16 protein-coding genes are annotated in these 14,010 nt (G+C 66.6%); 6 read left to right on the forward strand and 10 right to left on the reverse strand.

All coding sequences use genetic code 11. From position 1 onward, the window contains the following. Positions 1 to 12: 12 nt before the first annotated feature. The 3 genes from thiS to trmB are packed head-to-tail and all read left to right on the forward strand — an operon-like array spanning position 13 to position 1,792. The gene (gene thiS, locus CK498_RS09900; RefSeq protein WP_076746030.1) at positions 13 to 213 is read left to right on the forward strand and encodes a sulfur carrier protein ThiS; all 201 of its coding nucleotides are present in this window, start codon (positions 13 to 15) and stop codon (positions 211 to 213) included. 10 nt (positions 214 to 223) lie between these two features. Further along, positions 224 to 1,021: a thiazole synthase gene (locus tag CK498_RS09905; protein ID WP_095620686.1), complete on the forward strand. Its 798-nt coding sequence runs from the start codon at positions 224 to 226 to the stop codon at positions 1,019 to 1,021. 30 nt (positions 1,022 to 1,051) lie between these two features. Further along, entirely contained in the window at positions 1,052 to 1,792 is a 741-nt protein-coding gene (trmB, locus tag CK498_RS09910) for a tRNA (guanosine(46)-N7)-methyltransferase TrmB (protein ID WP_095620687.1), read from the forward strand. Between the two features lie 240 nt (positions 1,793 to 2,032). Here trmB and CK498_RS09915 read toward each other — a convergent pair whose 3' ends face one another. Next, a complete protein-coding gene (locus CK498_RS09915; protein ID WP_095620688.1) occupies positions 2,033 to 2,950 on the reverse strand; it encodes an AEC family transporter in 918 nt (305 codons plus the stop codon). Positions 2,951 to 3,057: 107 nt separating this feature from the next. On the opposite strand from CK498_RS09915, the gene CK498_RS09920 reads away from it, so the two are divergent. Further along, a complete protein-coding gene (locus CK498_RS09920) occupies positions 3,058 to 3,570 on the forward strand; it encodes a hypothetical protein (protein WP_229359028.1) in 513 nt (170 codons plus the stop codon). Beyond that, a complete protein-coding gene (locus tag CK498_RS09925) occupies positions 3,567 to 4,157 on the forward strand; it encodes an SCO family protein (RefSeq protein WP_095620689.1) in 591 nt (196 codons plus the stop codon). The genes CK498_RS09920 and CK498_RS09925 overlap by 4 nt, the downstream gene beginning before the upstream one ends. Before the next feature lie 193 nt (positions 4,158 to 4,350). Here the strand turns inward: CK498_RS09925 and CK498_RS09930 are convergent, their stop codons facing one another. The 7 genes from CK498_RS09930 to CK498_RS09960 all read right to left on the reverse strand — a co-directional run bounded on the left by CK498_RS09930 (position 4,351) and on the right by CK498_RS09960 (position 10,390). Further along, a complete protein-coding gene (locus CK498_RS09930; RefSeq protein WP_095620690.1) occupies positions 4,351 to 5,400 on the reverse strand; it encodes an extracellular catalytic domain type 2 short-chain-length polyhydroxyalkanoate depolymerase in 1,050 nt (349 codons plus the stop codon). Between the two features lie 5 nt (positions 5,401 to 5,405). Next, positions 5,406 to 6,092 carry an FKBP-type peptidyl-prolyl cis-trans isomerase gene (locus tag CK498_RS09935; protein WP_095620691.1) on the reverse strand — a complete coding sequence of 229 codons (687 nt, stop codon included), beginning with the start codon at positions 6,090 to 6,092 and terminating at the stop codon, positions 5,406 to 5,408. Positions 6,093 to 6,185: 93 nt separating this feature from the next. Then, positions 6,186 to 6,620 carry a universal stress protein gene (locus CK498_RS09940; RefSeq protein ID WP_095620692.1) on the reverse strand — a complete coding sequence of 145 codons (435 nt, stop codon included), beginning with the start codon at positions 6,618 to 6,620 and terminating at the stop codon, positions 6,186 to 6,188. A 29-nt stretch (positions 6,621 to 6,649) separates the two neighbouring features. Further along, positions 6,650 to 7,933, reverse strand: coding sequence for a TRAP transporter large permease (locus tag CK498_RS09945; RefSeq protein ID WP_095620693.1), 1,284 nt, complete (start codon positions 7,931 to 7,933; stop codon positions 6,650 to 6,652). A 16-nt stretch (positions 7,934 to 7,949) separates the two neighbouring features. Continuing rightward, entirely contained in the window at positions 7,950 to 8,537 is a 588-nt protein-coding gene (locus CK498_RS09950) for a TRAP transporter small permease (RefSeq protein WP_095620694.1), read from the reverse strand. 201 nt (positions 8,538 to 8,738) lie between these two features. After that, complete coding sequence (locus CK498_RS09955; RefSeq protein ID WP_095620695.1) at positions 8,739 to 9,755, reverse strand: TRAP transporter substrate-binding protein; 1,017 nt, start codon at positions 9,753 to 9,755, stop codon at positions 8,739 to 8,741. Positions 9,756 to 9,844: 89 nt separating this feature from the next. Continuing rightward, a complete protein-coding gene (locus CK498_RS09960; RefSeq protein ID WP_095620696.1) occupies positions 9,845 to 10,390 on the reverse strand; it encodes a TIGR02444 family protein in 546 nt (181 codons plus the stop codon). 53 nt (positions 10,391 to 10,443) lie between these two features. Here CK498_RS09960 and CK498_RS09965 point away from each other — a divergent pair, with 53 nt between their 5' ends. Beyond that, positions 10,444 to 12,375, forward strand: a complete 1,932-nt coding sequence (locus tag CK498_RS09965) for an ABC-F family ATP-binding cassette domain-containing protein (RefSeq protein WP_095620697.1) — start codon at positions 10,444 to 10,446, stop codon at positions 12,373 to 12,375. Positions 12,376 to 12,644: 269 nt separating this feature from the next. Here the strand turns inward: CK498_RS09965 and dtd are convergent, their stop codons facing one another. Together dtd and CK498_RS09975 are read right to left on the reverse strand one after the other, a co-directional pair. Then, on the reverse strand, positions 12,645 to 13,082 hold the full coding sequence (gene dtd / locus CK498_RS09970) for a D-aminoacyl-tRNA deacylase (protein WP_095620698.1): 438 nt from the start codon (positions 13,080 to 13,082) through the stop codon (positions 12,645 to 12,647). Between the two features lie 51 nt (positions 13,083 to 13,133). Continuing rightward, positions 13,134 to 13,979 carry a universal stress protein gene (locus tag CK498_RS09975; protein WP_095620699.1) on the reverse strand — a complete coding sequence of 282 codons (846 nt, stop codon included), beginning with the start codon at positions 13,977 to 13,979 and terminating at the stop codon, positions 13,134 to 13,136. Positions 13,980 to 14,010 lie beyond the last annotated feature (31 nt).

Consider the following 14,010-nt stretch of genomic DNA (forward strand, 5'->3'; position numbering starts at 1 on the left):
TGGAGGACCAATATGCAGATCCTGCTCAACGGCGAAGCCAGAACCCTCGAGGCCGAGGCCACGATCAGCGACCTGATCGCCTCCCTCGACCTGACCGGCCGACGCATCGCCGTCGAGGTCAACGAAGAGATTGTGCCGCGCAGCCAGCATGCCCAGCAGGGGCTGGCCGACGGCGACCGCGTCGAAATCGTCCACGCCATCGGCGGGGGCTAGAGGAGCCATCATGACAGATCGTTTCCAGGACCAGCCGCTGCAGGTGGCTGGACATCGCTTTGCCTCGCGCCTGCTGGTCGGCACCGGCAAGTACCGCGATGTCGACGAGACCGCCGCCGCCATCCAGGCCTCCGGTGCCGAGGTGGTGACCTTCGCGGTGCGGCGCACCAACCTGGGGCAGCAAGTCGGTGAGCCCAATCTGCTCGACGTGGTGCCGCCGGAGCGCTATACCCTGCTGCCCAATACCGCCGGCTGCTACACCGCCAAGGATGCGGTGCGCACCTGCAAACTGGCCCGCGAGCTGCTCGATGGCCACAAGCTGGTCAAGCTCGAAGTGCTCGGCGATGACGCGACGCTCTACCCCAACGTGGTGGAGACGCTGAAAGCCGCCGAGACGCTGATCGCCGACGGCTTCGAGGTGATGGTCTACACCAGCGACGATCCCATCGTCGCCAAGGAGCTCGAGCGCCTGGGCTGCTGCGCGGTGATGCCGCTGGGCTCGCTGATCGGCTCCGGTCACGGTATCCAGAACCCGCACAACCTGCGCCTGATCATCGAGCAGGCCGAGGTGCCGGTGCTGGTCGATGCCGGCATTGGCACCGCCTCCGACGCCGCCATGGCCATGGAGCTGGGCTGCGACGGCGTGCTGATGAACTCGGCCATCGCCCACGCCCGCCAGCCGGTGCTGATGGCCGGCGCCATGAAGCAAGCCGTCGAGGCCGGCCGTGCCGCCTTTCTGGCCGGGCGCATGCCGCGCCGCCAGAGCGCCGAGCCTTCCTCGCCCTTCGCCGGCCGTATCAACGGCTGATTGCCCGCTACGATGAGATCCGCGTGACGCATGAGTGATACCCACCACGACCGACCCGACGCCGCCACCGGTGCGCCCGCGGCGCCGCTGCACCGGCGCGGCATCAAGAGCTATGTGCTGCGCGCCGGGCGCATGACCATTGCCCAGACTCGCGGTCTCGAGGAGGTCTGGCCGCGGCTGGGGCTGACCCTGGCCGAGGGCCGCCAGGACCTCGAAGCGCTGTTCGGACGGCGCGCACCGCGGGTGGTGGAGATCGGCTTCGGCATGGGCGCTTCGCTGATCGAGCAGGCCGAAACCCACCCGGAGACTGACTTCATCGGCATCGAGGTACACGCCCCCGGCGTCGGCAAGCTGCTCGACGAGGCCGACAAGCGCGGCCTGAGCAACCTGCGTGTGTACCGCGAGGACGCCCTGCGCGTGCTCGAGGAGTGCCTGCCCGAGGCCAGCCTCGATACCCTGCAGCTGTTCTTCCCCGACCCCTGGCCGAAGAAGAAGCACCACAAGCGGCGCATCGTCCAGCCGGCCTTCGTCGAGCTGGTGCGCACCCGCTTGAAGCCGGGCGGCACCTTTCACCTGGCCACCGACTGGGCGGCCTACGCCGAGTGGATGGCCGAGGTGATGAATGCCGCGCCGGGCTATCGCAACACCGCGGCGGCAGAGACGGCGCCCTATGTGCCGCGCCCCGAGTTCCGGCCGCTGACCAAGTTCGAGGCCCGCGGCGAGCGTTTGGGGCACGGCGTATGGGACCTGATCTACGCCCGCGATTCCTGAACGCCAGCATCGCATTCGGCGCTGCGCCCCATCTCCATGGTGGGGTGCGCTCGTTGCAGGGATAGAAAAGAAAAGCCGCTCCGGGAGGAGCGGCGAAAGACCGTGACTAGCTTGATGAGGAGAAACCATGGCAGAAAACCTGACATTCTCTGCTATGGCGTGTGGCGCCTGGCAAGCGCCACGGTTGTTAAGATAATCGTTCGCATTCGCGCCGTCAAGCGTAACGAGAATATTTTTTATTTATCCGCCGACCAGGCGCAGCCATAGTGGCAGCGTCAACATCGCCAGCAGCGTCTGGCCGGTGATCAAGGCGGCCATCAGCTCGGCGTCGCCGCCCAGCTGGCGGGCCAGGATATAGGCCGAGGTGGCGGTCGGCAGGGCGGCGAACAGCAGCGCCACGTCGCGGCTCACCGGATCGAGTCCCAGTAGCAGGGCGAGTGCCAGCACCAGTGCCGGCATCGCCACTAGCTTGAGCAGGTTGGCAGCCCATACGCCGCGGTCGAGACGCACCAGCGCCCGTGGGCGTAGCGCCACGCCCACTGCCACCAGGCCCAGTGGCAGTGCCGCGCTGCCCAGCAGGCCGACGGTCTGGGCGCTCCAGCCGGGCAGGCCGATGCCGCTCAGGTTAAGGGCGATCCCCGCCAGGCAGCCGAGGATCAGCGGGTTGCGCACCAGCGCCAGCAGGCTCTTGCCGAGGCTGGCCGGCCCTAATGTGCCGGCGGCGATGAAGCTCGCCACGCACAGCACGTTGACCACCGGCACCATCAGCGCCACCGCTACCGCGGCGACGGTGGCCCCGGCGCTGCCGTGCAGGGCATTGGCGCCGGCCACGCCGACATAGGTATTGAAGCGCAGCGCGCCCTGGAACACCGAGGTAAAGGCCGCCGGATCGAGCCCCAGCCGCTGGCGCAGCCGCCACAGCAGGGCGCCGAGAACGGCCATCACGCCGAGCAGCACCAGCGCAACCCGCCCCACCGGCACCTGGCTGACGTCCGCCGTGGCAAGCGTCGCCACCAGCATGGCGGGAAACAGCAAAAAGTAGATCAGCTTCTCCAGCTGGGGCCAGAAATCACCGCCCGGCAGGCGTTTCCAGCCCAGCGCGGCGCCCAGCAGGATCAGCAAGAACAGCGGGCCCAATGCTCCGGCCACGTCACCCATGGGGCGCTCCTTGTCATCGACCTTGGGATGCGACAACCTTTCACAGGTTGCCATGAGGCAAACGCTGATAAGCTTACCGGCTATTGCCACTGCATTGGAGGGTCCTGGTGACGCCACTGCCCCCAGCCTCGGACGAGGCGACCCCGCGCTCAGCGCTGCTCAATCTGCTGATCATGGTCACGTTGGTGACGGTGGTCGTGGCGATGTGGTACCTCGGCAACTACTATCTACGCGGCAGCAGTGACGACGTCACCTGGTATCCGCCAAGCTCGCCCTGCGACCTCCATCAGGGCGCCTGCGAGGCGAGCCTGGGCATGGCGTCGCGGCTATCGCTGAATTTCGACGGCGAGCTGCGCGAGCTCGAGGTGCTGCCCGTCGAGGTCCAACTGGACAACGTCGAGGCGCGGGCGGTGATCGTCGAGCTGGTGGGGCGCAATATGCACATGGGTGTGCATCGCTTTATCCTCGAGTCGCAGGGTAACGGGGTGTTTCGCGGCGACGCCCAGATCGGCGTGTGCACCGAGGCGGTGATGCCGTGGCGCGCCCAGGTGGTGATCGAGACCCCTCAGGGCCGCAAGGGCAGCTGGTTCGACTTCGATATCAAGAGGAGTGCGGTATGACGCGCAAGACGCTGTGGGCGGGCCTCGCCTCGCTGGTGCTGGTGGTGGCCCTCGCTACCATCTGGTGGGTGCAGCAGCAGGGCGATGACGGTGAACCGCGCGGCGGCGAGGTGGCGCTGCCCTCCACCCAGGGCGAGTTTTCGTTGGCATCCATGGAGGACGATGAGCTGGCGGTGCTGTTCTTCGGCTACACCTACTGCCCGGACATCTGCCCGATGACCCTGGCGGTGATTCGCCAGGCACTGCAGCAGCTCGAGCCGGAGTACGCCGAGCGTCTGGTGCCGGTGCTGATCACCGTCGATCCGGACCGCGATACCCTCGAGCGCCTCGAGGAGTACGTCGGCTACTTCGGCGAGCAGTTCATCGGCGCCCGCGGCAGCGAGGAGCAGCTCGACGATATCGCCGAGCGCTACAACCTGTTCTGGCGCAAGCACGACATGGAAGACTCGGCGATGGAGTACGCCGTCGACCACAGCTCCTCGATGTACCTGGTCGACCGCCACGGCGAGATCCGCCAGCGAGTGCTCTACTCGCCGACCCCGCACTCGCTGATCTCGGCCGTCAGGCACGAGTTCAACGGCGGCTGAGGCGCGGCGTCAAGCAGTCAGGGCTCAGGGCCAAGGCGATCGCAGTTACTCCTGAGCGAGGGACGCCGGGGGCAAGCCGAAGAGGAGGTTTGCGCCATGGATGGCGCAAGGTAGCGCCCAGGGAAGGGTTTACAGCGCCTCCTCGTAGGCTTGTCGACGGAATAGTTCGAGCGGTGTCGGCTATCTGCATAGCTCAGGGCGACCTTGCCGGGCCGCCGCTGAGCCGCTCGACCATGGCGTGCAGCGCCTGCACCTGATGGCCGTCGCGGGTTTCATAGCCGGCCGAGGGTTCCCAACTGCTCTCATCGAAACCCCACCAGTCCCAGCAGCCCTGGGGATTGGCCATGCTGGTGGCGGCCTGGGGATAGAGCACGGCCAGGCGATTCGCCGCGGCCCAGGCATTGAGCCCGGTATGGCGGACGAAGGCGTCCTCGATCTGCTGCTGGCCCATGTTGCAGCCGTGCAGCGCCACCACCAGGCCGCAGGGTGCGCCCTCCTCGCAGGCTTTGGGCAGGTAGAGCTGGCCCTGCTCGGCGAGCCCTGAGCCGCGATAGAACTCGCCCTGATCGAAGGGCAGCAGTGTGCCGTGGCCGTCCTCCTCGGGGGGCTCAAGGCCGCCGTAGAGCCAGTTCAACGCCTCGCCCGCCGCATCGCGGTCACAGGCCAGCAGGTGAGGACTGCCACCGAGGCGGCAGTCGGCCAGCTCGGTGATGTGTGCCAGGCCGGTGCCGCCCACCGGCAAGCCGTGGCCGACCTCCTCGGCGCTGACGAACGTCAGCTGTTCAGGACGCTCCAACCATCCACGATATTGCGTGGCCAGCATCTCGCCGAGCGCCGGGTCGACCACCTCGTCCTCTTCGCCGTGCCACACGAAGACCCGCTGTTGGGCCAGCGCCTCGGCCGCGCCCAGGCGCCCCTCGGCGCGGTAGGCGGTCAGGCGGCCCTCCAGCTCGGCCAGGCTGGGTGAGCCGTGGCGCTGGCTCATGCACTGCCCCAGCGCCAGGCGCAGGCTGCCCTGGGCGCAGCCCCAGGGGCCGGCGGCGAACACACCCAGGCCGCGGTAGGTCTCGGGAAAGGCCACCGCCAGCTGGGTGGCCATATAGCCACCCGACGAAACACCCAACACGCTGACGCGGCTGGGGTCGATGTCGAGCACGGGCAGTGGGGGAGGGGTGTCGCTGTCGGCCAGCGCCGGGCCAACAAGGCCCAGCGCCAGACCGCACGCTAGCAGAGTGGGTTTCATCGCGATCAATCGTCGATGCCGAGCAGCTCGACCTTGAAGATCAGCGTTTCGTTGGGACCGATCGGGCCGCCGGTACCGGCTTCACCGTAGGCCAGCTCGGAAGGCAGGTAGATCATCCAGGTATCGCCGACGCTCATCAGCTGCAGGGCTTCCTGCCAGCCCTCGATGACCTGATCGACGCGGAAGCTGACCGGCTCGCCGCGCTGGTAGGAGCTATCGAATACGGTACCGTCGATCAGGGTGCCCTCATAGTGCACCTCGACGCTATCCGAGGCGCTCGGCGACGGGCCGTCACCGGACTCGACCACTTGATACTGCAGTCCCGAGTCGGTGACCTCGACGCCCTCCTCCTCGGCGTTCTCGGCCAGGAAGGCCTCGCCGGCCTCGCGGTTGGCCTCGGCGGCCTGGGATGCCTGGGCCTCGCGGCTGGCCATGGCGCTCTCCTGGAAGCGGGTCAGCGCCTCGGCCATCTGCTCTTCACTCATCGCCAGTTCGCCGCCGGCATAGACATCCTCGATGGCCTGGGTGAAAGCATCGAGATCAAGTGCTTCTACGTCCTGTACCAGGCTCTGGCCGAGGGTCACGCCGAGGCTGTAGCTGAGCTTCTCCTCGTCGCTTTCAGGGGCGGCCAGGGCCAGCGGCGCGGCGGCTAGCAGGGTGCCGAATGCCGCAGCGGAAACCAGTGTTTTCATGCAGAGTCCTCGATTCAATGTAAGGCGTCGTGTCTCGGACTCTATCAGGCGCCATGAGTTTCCGCACCCGCGCCATTACGGTGCAACAGTTGGCTACACGACCAGTACCGGGCACTTGGCCATGCTCGCGACCCGCTGCGAGACACTGCCAAGAATGCTCGACTCGCCGTTGGTGCCCTTGGAGCCGAGCACGATCAGGTCGCACTCGCGCTTGCGGGCGAAGCGCACGATGGTGCTCGACGGTCGCCCGCCCTTGACGAAGGCGCGCACCCCCTCGACGCCGAGCTCGATGGCGCGGTGCTTGGCATTGAGGGCGATCTCGGTGGCGTACTCCTTGAGCGCGTCGTCGGGAATGTCGAGCTTGGCCGGGCGCACCATCGATAGCGACGCCTCGAGCAGGCTGTGATGTTTGAACACGCACAGCACGTAGAGCTCGGCGCCGGTCAGTTGCTGCAGCTCGATGGCCTTGTCCAGCGCCCGTAGGGCGCGCTTGGAGCCGTCGACCGGGACCAGGATTCGCTTGAACATCGTCACCTTCTCCTTGTGGGGCGAGTGGCTCACCGGAACGCCAGGTCACGCAGGAACAGCGCGATCTGCGGGAACATGATCACCAGCGTTGCCGCCAGTACCAGCATGAAGATGAACGGCGGCGTACCGCGGATCACCTCCCAGTAGGGGCGCTTGAAGATCGCGATGGCGGTGAAGATATCGCAGCCGAACGGCGGTGTGGCCGAGCCGATCGCCACCTGCAGGGTGATCAGCACGCCGACGTGCACCGGGTCGAGGCCGGAGGCAGCGATCGCCGGGGCGAAGATCGGCGTCAGCACCAGGATCACCACGATGGGGTCGACGAACATGCAGGCGACGAAGAAGGCCACCGAGATGGCAATCAACACCCCCACCGGTCCGGCCTCGTTGATGCCCACCGCGGCGAGAATCTCCTGGGGAATCTGGGCAAACGAAATCACCCACGAGAAGCCGTTGCCCACCGCTACCAGGATGAAGACCACGGCGGTGATCAGCCCGGTGGACTTGGCGATGGTGTAGATATGCTGCAGCTTGAGCGAGCGGAACACCACGAACTCCAGCAGCACCGCGTACAGCACGCAGGCGGCGGCGGCCTCGGTGGGGCTGAATATGCCGCCGTAGATACCGCCGACGATGAGTACCGGAAAGCCCAACGGCCATAACGCCTTCTGCACTGCAGTGAGGCGCTCGCGCCAGCTTGACTTGGGCTCGGTGGGCACGTCCTTGATCACCGCATACAACACGCAGTAGATCGAGAACATGAACAGGATCAGCAGCCCGGGGCCGATACCGGCGATGAACAGCTCGCCGATCGAGGTGCCGGAGATCACCCCGTAGATGATCATGCCGATGCTCGGCGGGATCAGGAAGGCGATATCGCTGGAGTTGATGATCAGCGCTAGGGTGAAGGGGTCCTTGTAGCCGGCCTTGAGCATCCGCGGACGCAGCGGCGAACCGACGGCCACCACGGTGGCCTGGGTCGAGCCCGAGACGGCGCCGAACAGCGTACAGGAGGCCGCGGTACTTACCGCCAGGCCGCCCTTCACGTGGCCGACGAAGCTCATCACCATGTTGATCAGGCGACTCGCGGACTGGCCGCGGGTCATGATGTCGGCAGCCAGGATGAACATCGGCACCGCGATCAGCGCAGTAGGGCGTATGCCACCCATCAACTGCTGGATCAGGGTTTCCATCTGGCCGGTGCCGCCGAAGGTCATGTAGAAACCGACGAAGGCGGCGGTGACCAGCGGTATCATCATCGGGAAGCCGAGTAGCAGCAGCACGATCATGATGGAGATAATGATTGTCGTCATTGGTGCGTTCCCCGCGTCAGACTTCGGTTTCCGTGTCCTTGTACCCGTCGACCACATGGGTCGAGAGATAGACGTCACGAGAGGTCAGGTTCTTGATGGCGGTTAGCAGGTACTGGATCCCGGTGATGGTGAAACCCACCGGTACCCATAGGTACATGAGCCACACCGGAATACTCAGCGACGGCAGCACCCGGCCGCGGCTGTAGGTGGTCTGGATATAGCCGATCGAGTAGTAGCAGAGCGTGAACATGACCAGTGCGGTGAACAGACAGATGAAGATCATCAGCCAGCGGCGTCCGCCGGTGGGCAGGGCATCGTAGATCGCCGACATGCGGATATGGCGGCCGTGGCGCGCGGCATAGCCGATGCCGGCAAAGGTGATCATCACGATCAGGATGCGGTTGACCTCTTCAGAGAAGTGCAGGCTCTCGCCGAACACGAAGCGGCCGATGACGTTGGCCACGGTGTTGATCGCCATCAGGATCACCCCCATGGCGAGGATCACGGCCTCGGCCTTGCTGATCCAGGTGTCGACGACGCCCAGCGGGCCGGGCAGGGTGGAGCGGTACTGCTGTTCGGCGACGTCTTCTTCGTTCATGTCCATGTCGAAGGACTCCTCGCGGTCTGGATGGCGTGTCGGTTGGCGTGTAAACGAACGGTGACACCCCCAGCCTATGCCGTCGCGCCGGCACTTGCAGGCGCAGAATCAACGCTGATTGGCCGGGTGGCAACGACGAGGGGGCAGCCTTGCGGCTGCCCCCTGTGCGGTTAGCTGCGTCGCACGCTTGGCGTGCACGGCGCGGCATCACTCGTTGGTGACGGCCTCGAGGTCGGCCTTGAACTGCTCGAGCAGTTCGGCACCGCGATCGCCGGTCATTTCCACGAAGCGCTCTTCGACCTGTGGGGCGCGCTCGCGGAAGGCCTGGATCTGCTCCTCGTCGAGGCGCGTTACGGTGACTTCGTCGGAGGCCTCCTGGATCGCCTCGAGCGACTCATCGGCGAGCCCGGAAATGTGCTCGATGATGTGCTCGTAGGCGGCCTCGGTGGCGTCACGCACCAGCTGCTGGTCCTCTTCGGAGAGGCCGTCGAAGAAGTCCTGGTTGGCCATCATCGCGGTGGTGAACCAGCCGTGGCCGGTGAATACCAGGTTGGGCGAGACCTCATACAGGCCGCCTGACTCGATCCAGAAGATCGGGTTTTCCTGGCCCTGGATGATATTGGTCTGCAGGCCACCGTAAACCTCGCCCCACGGCAGCGGGGTCGGCGTGGCGCCGAAGGCGCGGTAGGTTTCGGAGAGCAGCGGGTTGGTCATGGTGCGGATGTTCTTGCCGCGCAGATCATCCGGGCTGGTGAAGGGTTCGTCGAGGGTGACGACCATCTCGCCTTCCGGGTACATCTTGAGCAGCTCGAGGCCCTGTTCGGCATACAGCTCGGGGAAGGTCTCGTTGATCGCCGTGGAGGTGTTGAAGAACTCGATCACGGTCTCTTCATCGGTGGGCAGCAGATAGGGGATGAAGAAGATCTGTGCCTCGGGAATCAGCGACCCGGTAAAGCCCGGCGACTGATTGACGAACTGCAGGATGCCGGCCTGGGTCTGCTCCATGATGTCGTCGGACTCGCCGAGCTCACCGAAGCGATAGACTTGCACGGTGTGATCGGAGTTGTCCTCGACATACTCCTTGAAGGCAACGGCGAAGACGTCCTGAACATCGCCTTCGAACTCCTCGTGGGCGTAACGCCAGTTATCGGCATTAGCAGCGGCGGAGAGGCCGAACAGCAGGGCGCCGACACTGGCGGCGGTGAGTAGGTTGCGTACTATCATTTTTGTCTTCCCTCACAAGGTTGAGCCAGCATAAACAGGTCCCGGCTGGCTGAAGTGCAGGTTTAAAAACATGCAGTTGTGATTTCAGGCTAGCGCGCGGCCGGTGAGGGGTCAAGGCAGCGTTCGAGGGTTTGCAGGGCGTAAAGGTGGTGTTTTTTCTGTTCTGGCAGCCTGGCGAAGAGGCGTTCAGCCAGGGGCGGGTCGGTCTCGCGTAGCGGACGTATCGCACCCGCCTCCAGCAGCGTCTCGTCGCTACTGCGCTGCAGCATGCGCAGCGCCTCACGCTCGCTCAGCAGCTCGGCGCGCTTGAGGGTGTCGCGCAGTTCAGCGATCTCGGGGTTGGTGAGCGCTCGCTGCTTGAGCCTGCGGCGACGCTCTCGCAGCGGCCGGGTCAGCTCGGCCTGCCAGCGGCGCAGCGCGTCGAGTTCGGCGTCGAGACCGCCAACTGCGGTGAGGCCGTGGCTAGCCAGCCAGCAGTGCCACAGCAGTTCGCAGACATCGGCGCCGGCCTCGTCCTGCAGCTGCAGGCAGGCTGCCGCGACGCCCTCGCGGGCATAAAATGCCAGCGCGAAGTCCCACAGCGGCGCGTCGCGCAGAGAGGCCCGCAAGCGCGCCAACAATTGGGTAGAATCCATGCCATTCGTTCCTACGGGGTGGCGAGCCACCCTGCCGACCTACCGGAGCCAGCATGATCGCACTGCGCCAACTCTCGCTGCAACGTGGCACCCAGACGCTGATCGAGGGCGCCGAGCTGACCCTGCACGGCGGCCACAAGGCAGGCATCGTCGGCCCCAACGGGGCCGGCAAGTCGAGCCTGTTCAAGCTGCTGCTGGGGGAGCTGGCCCCCGACAAGGGCCAGGTCGAGATGTCCGGCGGTCAGCGCATCGCCCACATGGACCAGGAGATCGCCGCGCTGGACCGTGCCATCGTCGACTACGTGCTCGACGGCGACCGCGAGCTGCGCGCCACCGAAGCTGCCTTGGCCGCGGCCCAGGCCAGCGGCCAGGCCCACCGCGAGGCCGAGCTGCATGGCAAGATCGAGGCCCTCGACGGCTATAGCGCCCCGGCCCGCGCCGCTCAACTGCTGGTCGGCCTGGGTTTTGCCCAGGCCGACCTGACGCGGCCGCTGGCGGACTTCTCCGGCGGCTGGCGAATGCGCGTCAACCTGGCGCGCACGCTGTTCATGCCCTCCGACCTGCTGCTGCTCGATGAGCCCACCAACCACCTCGACCTCGACGCCCTGCTGTGGCTCGAACAGTGGCTGACGCGCTATCCCGGCACCTTGCTGCTGATCTCCCACGACCGCGACTTCCTCGACGCGGTGTGCGACCACATCGTGCACTTCGATCGCGGCAGCCTGGTGCTGTATCGCGGCAACTACTCGACCTTCGAGCGCACCCGCGCCGAGAAGCTGGCGCTGCAGCAGGCCGAGGCCGCCAAGCAGCAGGCGCGCAAGGCGGAGATCGAGCGCTTCGTGGCGCGCTTCCGCGCCCAGGCCACCAAGGCGCGCCAGGCCCAGAGCCGCTTGAAAATGCTCGAGCGCATGGGCGATATCGCCGTGGCCCACGCCGATTCACCGTTCCACTTCACGATTCCCGCCGCCGACAAGAGCTCGCATCCGCTGCTGGTGCTGGACGAGGCGCGGCTCGGCTATCGCGACGCCGCGGGCCATGAGACCGTGCAGCTCGATGACGTCAAGGTCACCCTGCTGCCCGGCAGTCGTATCGGCCTGCTCGGCCCCAACGGCGCCGGCAAGTCGACGCTGATCAAGTCGCTGACCGGCGAGTTGCCGCTGCTGGCCGGCAAGCGGGTGCCCGGCGAGCACCTGGCGATCGGCTACTTCGCCCAGCACCAGATCGAGGGGCTCGACCTGGCCGCCAGCCCGTTCATGCATGTGCAGCGGCTCTCGCCTACTGCCAGCGACCAGGAGATCCGCAACTTCCTGGGCGGCTTCGGCTTCAAGGGCGACGACGCCTTCGAGGTAGCCGACAGCTTCTCCGGCGGCGAGAAGGCGCGCCTGGCGCTGGCCCTGGTGGCGTGGCAGAAGCCCAACCTGCTGCTGCTCGACGAGCCCACCAACCACCTTGACCTGGAGATGCGCGAGGCGCTCACCGAGGCGCTGGCCAGCTTCGAGGGCACGGTGATCATCGTCTCCCACGACCGCCACCTGCTGCGTGCCAGCGTCGACGAGTTCTGGCGCGTGGCCGACCACCGCGTCGAGCCCTTCGATGGTGACCTGGAGGACTACCGCGCCTGGCTCAAGGCGCGCCTGGAGGGGGAGCGTCGCGAGGCGCGGGTCGACAAGGCCGAGGAGGCGCCCCGCGAGGATCGCAAGGCGGCTCGCCGTGCCGCCGCCGAACTGCGCGAGAAGCTGCGCCCGCTGAAGAAGCAGCGCGACCGCGCCGAGCAGGCGATGGACAAGATCCAGACGCAACTGGCCGCGGTGGAGGAAACGCTGGGCGATGCCGAGCTCTACACCGATCCCGCGCGCAAGGCGGAGCTGACCGCGGCGCTGGCGCGCCAGGGCGAGCTCAAGTCGCAGCTCGACGACCTCGAGGCCGACTGGCTGGCCGCCGAGGAGGCGCTGGAGGCGATGGAAGCCGAGCTGAGCGAGGGGTAAGTTAGCTGACGGTTGGTGCAATGCATGGCGCACTCACGAGATCCGCCGGGTAAAGTGCGGCGCACTCACGGGTAAGCACGAAAGCGACATATACCCCGGGTTGCTGGCGCAAATGAAGCGACGTCCGGCGCTCGCCATGGATGGCGAGCGAGGGGCACTCGTGAGGGATTATGTTGTGCCCCGACGGACAGGTCGCGAGTGCAGCGCCAGGGTTTCAACCCGGGGGGCGCGACTCGTGCTTACCTAGTGAGTGCAGGCCGGTGGCGCGATCAACTCTCGAGCAGAAAGGTCACCGGCCCATCGTTGATCAGCGCCACCTGCATATCGGCGCCGAATTCGCCGCAGGCGACCCGCGGCCAGCTGGCCTGGGCGCGGGTCAGCAGGTAAGTGAACAGTCGCTCACCCTCGGCGGGCGGCGCGGCGCTGGAGAAACTCGGGCGCAGGCCCTTGCGCGTGTCGGCGGCAAGGGTGAACTGCGAGACCAGCAGCAGCCCGCCCTCGGCCTGCTGCAAATTGCGGTTCATCTTGCCCTCGGCATCGCTGAATACCCGGTAGTGCAGCAGCTTGTGCAGCAGCTTGTCGGCGCGCGCCTCGTCGTCGCCCTTGTCGACGCCGATCAGTGCCAGCAGGCCGTGGTCGATGGCGCCGACGGTCTGGCCGTCGACCTCGACGCTGGCGCGGCGTACGCGTTGGATCAGGGCTCGCATGCCACGTCTCCTGGCAATCATGGATGTGGAGCGAGAGCGTAACACGGTGATCTACCAGGCGCGGCACACCATCACGTCGCAGTGCGGCTCCGCCAGCAGTCGTTCGGTGAGCTGGCCCTGACGACCCAGCGGGCCGCGGCTACCCAGTGCCAGCAGGTCCGGTGGCTGGCGGCGCAGGCGATTCATCAACACCTCCAGCGGATCGCCCTGCTCGAGCTCCAGGTGCACCTCGGGCACGGCGTCGAACTCGCTCATCAGCTGGTCGATCTCGCGCTCCAGCTGCTGGCGCAGGCGCGCCACTTCACGATCGCGCCACTGGGCGTAGTGGCTCTCGGAGCCCAGCTCGCGCTCGCCGGGGATGTTCCAGGCGTGGAGCAGGGTGACGCTGGCTTCGGGGAAGCGCTTGAGGGTCTCGCGCAGGGTGTGGCGGCAGGTCAGCGAGAAGTTGACCGGCACCAGGATGTCCTGCCAGGTCTGGGTCGCCAGATGGCTTACCGAGAGCACCGGACAGGGCGCGCCGCGCAGTACCCGGGCCAGGGTGGTGCCGCCGACCAGATCGAGCTGGCCGCGCTTGCGGTGGGCGCCGAGCACGATCATGTCGACCTCGCGCTCATGGGCCTCGCGGATGATCTCGGCATAGGGCGCGCCGGCCACGGTCTGCAGCAGGGTGGCCGGCTCGGCGAGGGCGTAGTCCTCGCGCAGGTCGGTCATGGTGCGCTGCATCTCCTCGACCACCAGTGGTTCCAGGTCGCGCAGCGCCTGGCGCGGCAGGTGCGGGTCGAGCACGTGGATGACATCGAGGCGCGCGCCGCTTTCGTTGGCCATGCGCAGGGCACGGGCAAAGGCGGCGCGGTTCTCGGCGGACAGGTCGCAGGCAAACAGCAGGGTGTGGGCCATGAGCTTCCCTCCCTCGATGCGGGGCACGTGG

The sequence above is a fragment of the Halomonas salipaludis genome (assembly GCF_002286975.1).
GTDB classification, from domain to species: Bacteria; Pseudomonadota; Gammaproteobacteria; order Pseudomonadales; family Halomonadaceae; genus Franzmannia; species Franzmannia salipaludis.

Coding starts and splice junctions, on each gene's coding strand:
- CK498_RS09975 (WP_095620699.1), bottom strand. CDS start 13,979: ATGGCCCACACCCTGCTGTTTGCCTGCGACCTGTCCGCCGAGAACCGC.
- CK498_RS09965 (WP_095620697.1), top strand. CDS start 10,444: ATGATCGCACTGCGCCAACTCTCGCTGCAACGTGGCACCCAGACGCTG.
- CK498_RS09935 (WP_095620691.1), bottom strand. CDS start 6,092: ATGAAAACACTGGTTTCCGCTGCGGCATTCGGCACCCTGCTAGCCGCC.
- trmB (WP_095620687.1), top strand. CDS start 1,052: ATGAGTGATACCCACCACGACCGACCCGACGCCGCCACCGGTGCGCCC.
- CK498_RS09905 (WP_095620686.1), top strand. CDS start 224: ATGACAGATCGTTTCCAGGACCAGCCGCTGCAGGTGGCTGGACATCGC.
- CK498_RS09930 (WP_095620690.1), bottom strand. CDS start 5,400: ATGAAACCCACTCTGCTAGCGTGCGGTCTGGCGCTGGGCCTTGTTGGC.
- CK498_RS09960 (WP_095620696.1), bottom strand. CDS start 10,390: ATGGATTCTACCCAATTGTTGGCGCGCTTGCGGGCCTCTCTGCGCGAC.
- dtd (WP_095620698.1), bottom strand. CDS start 13,082: ATGCGAGCCCTGATCCAACGCGTACGCCGCGCCAGCGTCGAGGTCGAC.
- CK498_RS09915 (WP_095620688.1), bottom strand. CDS start 2,950: ATGGGTGACGTGGCCGGAGCATTGGGCCCGCTGTTCTTGCTGATCCTG.
- CK498_RS09945 (WP_095620693.1), bottom strand. CDS start 7,933: ATGACGACAATCATTATCTCCATCATGATCGTGCTGCTGCTACTCGGC.
- thiS (WP_076746030.1), top strand. CDS start 13: ATGCAGATCCTGCTCAACGGCGAAGCCAGAACCCTCGAGGCCGAGGCC.
- CK498_RS09955 (WP_095620695.1), bottom strand. CDS start 9,755: ATGATAGTACGCAACCTACTCACCGCCGCCAGTGTCGGCGCCCTGCTG.
- CK498_RS09925 (WP_095620689.1), top strand. CDS start 3,567: ATGACGCGCAAGACGCTGTGGGCGGGCCTCGCCTCGCTGGTGCTGGTG.
- CK498_RS09940 (WP_095620692.1), bottom strand. CDS start 6,620: ATGTTCAAGCGAATCCTGGTCCCGGTCGACGGCTCCAAGCGCGCCCTA.
- CK498_RS09950 (WP_095620694.1), bottom strand. CDS start 8,537: ATGGACATGAACGAAGAAGACGTCGCCGAACAGCAGTACCGCTCCACC.